Source organism: Fibrobacter sp. UBA4297 (assembly GCF_002394865.1).
Lineage (GTDB): Bacteria > Fibrobacterota > Fibrobacteria > Fibrobacterales > Fibrobacteraceae > Fibrobacter.
The window spans coordinates 158965-166091 of sequence record NZ_DGUZ01000010.1; the positions used below are offsets into that span (position 1 = coordinate 158965).

The window sequence follows — 7127 nt, forward strand, 5'->3', positions numbered from 1 at the left end:
ATAATTGCGTAGAACCGTACATTTCTTATTTATGCGTAAATATAGTTATATGCATAAATATAGTCAAGCCGATAAATTGCACTAATGTGTCGCACGGTGTTCTCTAAAGGTTTTTAAGGACGTTTACTTCACAAACAGTATCCCTTCGATGCGGAGCGAACGCCCTTTTTCGGACCATTGTTCAGCGTGCAGTTTGTTGATGCTGAGCGTGACCCTGTCATTTACGATGGTCTTTAGTGAGTCCTGCATCAGTTCCTGCTTAGTGATTCTGAAAGTGTAAGTCTTGTACTTTGAATCTTTCTCGTTGGCATCTTTATCGGATTTTGTGGAGTCTGCGCTGGATTTTTCGTTATCGAATAGCGATAGCCAAAAGACGAGGGTGTCGCCTTCGAACTTGATATCGTCCCTGTCGAAATCGAGGTCGAGGTTGATGGCTTCCTTTGCTCCCTTGGGGATGTCGACACTTTCGTTTTTGGGGTGATCGATGTCAGCTTCGAAGGATTCGAATTTTTCGGTGGTGTCTTCGTCGCAGCAATTGCTCTTTTCGAATGCTTCACGGTGCAAGCGTTTGATGTCGTTCAGGGACATTTCGCTTGTGGAAAAATGCGTGATGATGAATATGTTGCTTGATTCTTCGAGCGAAATCAATCGTGAAAGCACCCTTTGCGATTCGGAATCTTTGCTTTCCTTGAGTTTGAAAATAAAATTCTTGGTATCTTCTTCGTTCAGCGGGAACTTGCTGTAGCCTTGCGCGGCAAGCGCGTTCTCGATACTGCTTTTCCAGATGTGCGCATTTATGTTGGGTGCGCTAAACGGCGTCTGCGTGAGAACGAAAAACATGGCGCAGAAAACGATGGCGATGTATCGCAACTTGCGGCTGATTTTGTCAATGAGCAAAATGGCGATGATGGCGTAAAAATAAATGTTGAGTGCGATGGCGTAGATGTATTCGGTGTCGATGCCGAATTTGTTTACCATGTTGCTTATGTCGATGGACATCAAGATGACAAGGGGGAGGCAAGCGGCAGGGGTTATTTTGATGAAGCGTTTTTCAAAGGACTGTTCGGCGGTGAGACGAACTGGGTACATGACGGTCACGAGCACGAGCATGTAAATCATGAAACCTATGACAAAGTAAGACGGCGTTTCGCCTGGCATGTTCCATAAGGCGATAAACTTGAGAATGTAAGCGTAGAAGAGGAGTGTGCCGATGGTGATGACCGGGATGAACAAGAAGCGGATGGTGCTTGATGCAAACTTGCTCAAGGTCGGGGTCTCTTCAAGACATTCCTCGATGGACGGAATTTTGGTGAAGAACAATATGGGGGCGACTACGCTTGCGCAGAAATAGAATATGTTGAGATAGGTGAATTCGCTGTCAAAGTCGGCGTCAAACAGTTGTTCGAAACCAAAGACAAAGCCCTCAATAGCGCCGAGCAAAATGGCCGAGACAAGTATAGCGACGACAGCTGCCTTGAAGCTTTTCTGTAAAAAATTCCAGACTCCGTTTTCGTTACGCTCCTTCCAGAAAGGCGCAAAGAAAAATCCCAAGGATGCGGTTATATAGATGAGGGTGATTGCGCTTCCGAAGTAGATGAGATAATCGCCGCTTTTGTCGAGTAGTGCAAATACTAGTGTTAAGGAAAGCACGAACCATGAGCCGCTCGCGATGGCTTGGGGCCGCCAGTCTGTGCTTTTCCGGGATTCCTGCACGAGCGATGTCGTGAGGGAGATGATTAATGCCGCAATGGGGTAGATGGCAAGCCATGTAAAGCACTTGATGGCGTTATCGCCAAAGACCTTGTCAAATAGCGAAAACAAGTTCGTTTCGATGACGAGGGTGATGAATATGAGAAACGTAAACGCCGATGCGGTTGGAAAACGTTTGAACGCGCTCGTGATTTGACTCGGGTATTTCTTGATTGCGGCTAAGACCATGATTTACTCCAGGAAAAGGATACCACGGATACTAAAGTAATTGTGCTTGACTTTTTCTTCTTTCTTGTATAAAGTCAAGTCCAAATTCTCGACACCGATTTTGGCACCTTCGGTTTCGAGGAATTGCACGTCCTTGCTTTCTAATGCTTGCCTGGTGACAAAGAAATTAAAGGTCTTGTCAAGCTTTTTAGGCTTGAGCTGGAAAAACAGCGTGTCGCCCTGAAACCTGTAATCTTCTTTATCGAATGTCTTGTAAAAGTGGTTTACTTGGGTTGCGTTTTTAGGAATTTCAAAGTAGCTGTTTTTGGAATTGTTTATGTAGGCGCTGATAAGGAACTCGTTGACTTCTTCTGTTGTTGAAGATTTTCTGGAAATCAGGATGAGGGCATCTCCCTTGGGAATGTACTGTGCGAGTTCTTTGTCGTGTCTGGAATTGAGAATTATCAATCGTGAAGTGGCGATGTTTGTTTTGTGGTCGCTTTTATCTTGGACGCGTCTTGCGAATTCTGCAGTTTCGTCTTTACTTAGCGGGAAATTGGTGTAACCCAGTTCGGTAAGTGCGTCCTTGATGCTTCCCATCCAAATGCGGTGCGTGACGTTGATGGCGCTCAGCGGCCCGTTTGTGGCGATAAAGAACATGCTGCAAAAAACGATGGCAATGTACTTGGATTTGCACCTGATTTTGTCTATGAGCAAAATGGCGATAATGATGTAATAGAAGACGTTGACGGCTGCAATGTAATAGCGGTCTTCTGAAATCCCGTAATCGGAGATTCTGCGCATGATGCCGACGGACATCAAAATGACGAGGGGGATGCAGGCGGCGGGGAGAATTTTCAGGAGTTTACTTTCGAAGGATGGCTTTGATGTGGTGCGCTCGGGGAGCGTCATTGTCACCCGCAGAAGCATGAGCAACATGGATGCCGAAACAAGGTAAGAAACCGTACCCTTGGGCATTTCCCACTGGACGATGATTTTTGCGATGTAAGCGTAAAGGAGGGTTATGTATAGTAATACAACGGGTAAAAAGATAAACCTGTTTATGCTTGTTTCGAATTTGCTCAAAACGGGTACTTTTTGTAGGCAATCGTCAATGTGGGGAATCTCGGAGAAAAACAAAATGGGGCATACCGTGCATGAACAAAAAATGGTGATGTACAAGAATATTTTTTCGTGGAGGTCGATATCGAAAAGATGATAAAACCCGAGCAGAAGCAAGTTGATGGCGGCACCCAATGCGTATGAAATGACAATGGCAATGATGGCTGATTTTATGCTCTTCGCTAAAAAATTCCAGAATCCATTTTCGTCTTTCTGCTTAAAGAACGGCGCAACAAAAATGCTCAAGAACGCGGTTGTGTAGATAAACAAATATGTCGATCCGACGTATGTCCGTCCGATATCGCTAGAGTCTTTCGGGAAGTAAAGGACGAGAGCGATGGAAATGGCAAGCCAAAGGGCGCCTGCTACGATTTGCGGAATCTTGCTAAAGTTCTGCCGTGATTCCTGGACGAGCGAAACCGCGAGTGAAATGAGCATTGCCGCGATGGGGTAAATGAGCTGCCATTGCGCAAAGCGATTTGTAAGGGGTGAGTTAGAAATTTCAACGGCGTGTATAAAAGCGACGGTGGCAAAAATGGCAAACGCCACTGCTAGCGGGAACCTTTTAAAAGCGCTCGAGATTTGGCTCGGGTATTTTTTGATTGCTGTTAAGTCCATTTTCCCTCCAAGTTCTTTGTGTTGCCCGCGAATCCCGCGAACGTTGTCATGCCCGCCACTGAGCGGGCATCTCCCTTACTTCCCTTCGCGCTCGTTGCGTTCTTTCTTTAACTGCTTCAACTGCGCGAGGCGTTCGCCGAGCGCCTTTTCGCGTCCATACGGCTTGGGTTCGTAAATCGTCGTGCCGACAAGTTGCGTGGGCAAGTGTTCCTGCGCGGAGTAGCCGCCTGGACTGTCGTGATCGTACTCGTAGCCGTTCCCGTAGCCGAGCTGCTTGCCGACGCGGGTGACGGAATTGCGGTAGGCTCGTGGCACGGGGAGCGTTCCCGTCTGTTTCACGATGGCGTCTGCCTTCATGCCTGCGAGTTCGAGGCTGTTGCTCTTGGGCGCGAGTGCCAAATAAACGGCGAGTTCGTCAAGTGCAATCAGGCCTTCGGGGATTCCCATGAAGTCGTACGCTTCGCGAGCGCTTGTCGCAAGCAGTAATGCGTTCGGGTCTGCTAGTCCCACATCTTCCATGCTCATGCGCATGAGGCGGCGCAAAATGAACCGCGGGTCTTCACCGCCCTGCAGCATTCTGTGGAGCCAGTAAAGCGCCGCATCCGGGTCCGAGCCGCGCACGGACTTGTGCAACGCCGAAATCAAGTTGTAATGCTCTTCGCCGCTCTTGTCGTAACGCAGTGGCTTCTTGTACTGGAATTCTTCGAGCAGTTTCTCGTCAATGACTTTGTTGTCGCCGAGGTTCTTGCCAATCCATTCGAGCTGGTTCAGCAAGAATCGTGCATCGCCTTCGGACTGTGCAATGAGCTTATCTACAACGGCGTCTTCGACTTCGACATCCTTGAGCTGCAAACCTCGTGGGTGGTCCCGCAGTGCGCTGAAAATGAGCGTCCGCAAGTCTTCCTTGCTGAGAGGCGCAAACAAAATCAGCTGGCAGCGACTGAGCAAAGCCCCGTTCACCTCGAATCCTGGGTTTTCCGTGGTCGCGCCGATGAGCGTTACCGTCCCATCTTCCACAGCGCCGAGGAGTGCGTCCTGTTGCCCCTTGTTAAAGCGATGGATTTCGTCGATGAAAAGGATCGTGTCCATGAACGCATGCTTCATCTGGCGTGCGTCCGCGAGAACTTCCTTGACCTCTTTCACGCCGCTTGCGACTGCCGAGAGTGCCACAAAACGCTTTTTGGTGTGCTGCTTGATGACGTGGGCGAGGCTTGTCTTTCCGCAACCCGGAGGTCCCCAGAAAATCATGCTGGGGATGGAGTCGTTTTCAAGACTCTTGCGCAACAAGCTCTGCTGTCCAAGAATCTTGTTTTGGCCGAGGAACTCGTCCAAGTTTTGCGGGCGGAGGCGTTCTGCTAAGGGGGCGTCCATGGTCGTGCCTGAAATATTGCTCTATATATTAATCGCTAAAAATCTTGTCTTCGACTTTCTTGATGCATTCGGGCTTGTCGCGAGTCGGGACTCCGCCCTTCGTGAATACGTGTACGGAATAACCGGTTGTGCAGAGTTCGCCGTTCAAAGTCACCTGGTAGAGGAATTTGTACTTGCAGCGGCCTTCGTGCACGAGCTTTGTTTCGACGTCGACAAAGTCACCAAAGCGGCACGGGCGCTTGTACTGTACGTTCAGTTCCAAAACCGGGCTTGCGAATCCTTCGCGTTCCACTTCGTCGTAGGGGGCGCCTACAGCTCGGAAAAAGTCCACGCGGGCCTGTTCAAACCAGATGGGGTAGGTGGCGTGGTGTACAACGCCCATGGCGTCAGTTTCTGCATAGCGGACTTGAATGCGGGTCTTGAAAGAAAAGTTGTTTTCCATGTGTAATTATATAGGGGTGGGTATAAGTTCGGTTGTATAAAGTAGTTAATTAGAATTTAGTCATTGGTCAATAGTCATTAGTCAATAGTCATTAGTCAATAGTCGTTAGTCAGTAGTCAATGGTCGTTGGTCGATGGTTGCTAAAGCATTTTGATATAAACTCTTCTAATAACTAAAGACTTACTACTAATAACTAAACAAAATATAGCTAATGACCAATAACTAATGACTAAAAACTGCTAAAAATAGTGCTCATTTTTTCACTTAAAAATCTATCAACAATCAACTAACATTCTTTTCTCTAATTTGTTTACCCTTTTTTTGGAAAAATTCAATTTTTTTTTAGAAAAAACGCAATTCTTGTTGACAAGACCAGGTAAATCTTATTAAATTTGCCACGCTTTAGTTCTTCAAGTGAACTGAAACAAAAAGAGTGCCAAAGTAGCTCAGCTGGTAGAGCAGCTGATTTGTAATCAGCCGGTCGTAGGTTCGATTCCTATCTTTGGCTTTACATAATGGGTCGTTGCCCGAGTGGTTAAAGGGGACGGACTGTAAATCCGTTGGCTTACGCCTACCGTGGTTCGAAACCACGACGGCCCACGACAATCAGCCCTACGGTGTCTAAGGCATCGTAGGGCTTATGCCCAGGTAGCTCAGTGGTAGAGCACTTCCTTGGTAAGGAAGAGGTCTCGGGTCCGACTCCCGATCTGGGCTCTCACTAAAATGGAGATAGAATAATGGCAAAAGAACATTTTGACAGAAGTAAGCCGCATTGCAACATCGGCACCATCGGCCACGTTGACCACGGTAAGACCACTCTTACTGCAGCAATCTGCACGACTCTCGCAGCTAAGGGTCTCGCCGCTGCAAAGCGTTTCGATGAAATCGACAACGCTCCGGAAGAAAAGGCTCGTGGTATCACGATCAATACTTCTCACGTCGAATACACCACCGCTAACCGTCACTACGCACACGTCGACTGCCCGGGGCATGCTGACTATGTGAAGAACATGGTGACTGGTGCTGCTCAGATGGACGGCGCAATCCTCGTTGTTGCCGCTACTGATGGTCCGATGCCGCAGACTCGCGAACACATCCTTCTCGCTCACCAGGTTGGCGTGCCGAAGATCGTCGTGTTCATGAACAAGTGCGACATGGTTGACGATGCTGAAATTCTCGACCTCGTCGAAATGGAAGTTCGCGAACTCCTCTCCAAGTACGAATTTGACGGTGACAATACCCCGATCATCCGTGGTTCTGCTCTCAAGGCTCTCGAAGGCGATCCGGAATACCAGGACAAGATCATGGAACTCATGGACGCTTGCGACACCTACATCCCGCTCCCGCAGCGCGATACCGACAAGCCGTTCCTCATGCCGATCGAAGACGTGTTCACGATTACTGGCCGCGGCACTGTCGCTACTGGTCGTATCGAACGCGGTATCGTTCGCTTGAACGACAAGGTCGAACGTATCGGTCTCGGTGAAACCACCGAATACGTCATCACGGGTGTTGAAATGTTCCGCAAGCTTCTCGACGACGCTCAGGCAGGTGACAACGTTGGTCTCCTCCTCCGTGGCGCTGAAAAGAAGGACATCGTCCGTGGCATGGTTCTCGCCGCTCCGAAGTCTGTCACTCCGCACACCGAATTCAAGGC

General features: G+C 48.6%; 5 protein-coding genes and 3 tRNA genes. 4 read left to right on the forward strand and 4 right to left on the reverse strand.

All coding sequences use genetic code 11. The annotated features are described in order from the left end of the window. Positions 1-123: 123 nt before the first annotated feature. The 4 genes from B3A20_RS05605 to B3A20_RS05620 form a co-directional block, all read right to left on the reverse strand. Positions 124-1938: a DUF4153 domain-containing protein gene (locus tag B3A20_RS05605; RefSeq protein ID WP_290762702.1), complete on the reverse strand. Its 1815-nt coding sequence runs from the start codon at positions 1936-1938 to the stop codon at positions 124-126. Positions 1939-1941: 3 nt separating this feature from the next. Beyond that, a complete protein-coding gene (locus B3A20_RS05610) occupies positions 1942-3657 on the reverse strand; it encodes a DUF4153 domain-containing protein (protein ID WP_290762704.1) in 1716 nt (571 codons plus the stop codon). 75 nt (positions 3658-3732) lie between these two features. Beyond that, entirely contained in the window at positions 3733-5028 is a 1296-nt protein-coding gene (locus B3A20_RS05615) for a replication-associated recombination protein A (protein WP_173565102.1), read from the reverse strand. A gap of 28 nt (positions 5029-5056) precedes the next feature. Further along, positions 5057-5470, reverse strand: coding sequence for an acyl-CoA thioesterase (locus tag B3A20_RS05620; RefSeq protein WP_014545995.1), 414 nt, complete (start codon positions 5468-5470; stop codon positions 5057-5059). A 435-nt stretch (positions 5471-5905) separates the two neighbouring features. Between B3A20_RS05620 and B3A20_RS05625 the strand changes: the two genes are divergently transcribed. From B3A20_RS05625 to tuf, 4 genes are all read left to right on the forward strand, one after another. Further along, positions 5906-5978: transfer RNA gene (locus B3A20_RS05625), tRNA-Thr, on the forward strand. Positions 5979-5987: 9 nt separating this feature from the next. Continuing rightward, positions 5988-6070, forward strand: a tRNA-Tyr gene (locus tag B3A20_RS05630). A gap of 42 nt (positions 6071-6112) precedes the next feature. After that, positions 6113-6184, forward strand: a tRNA-Thr gene (locus B3A20_RS05635). Positions 6185-6207: 23 nt separating this feature from the next. Continuing rightward, the coding region (gene tuf / locus B3A20_RS05640; protein ID WP_290762706.1) for an elongation factor Tu at positions 6208-7127 on the forward strand (920 nt) is incomplete at its 3' end.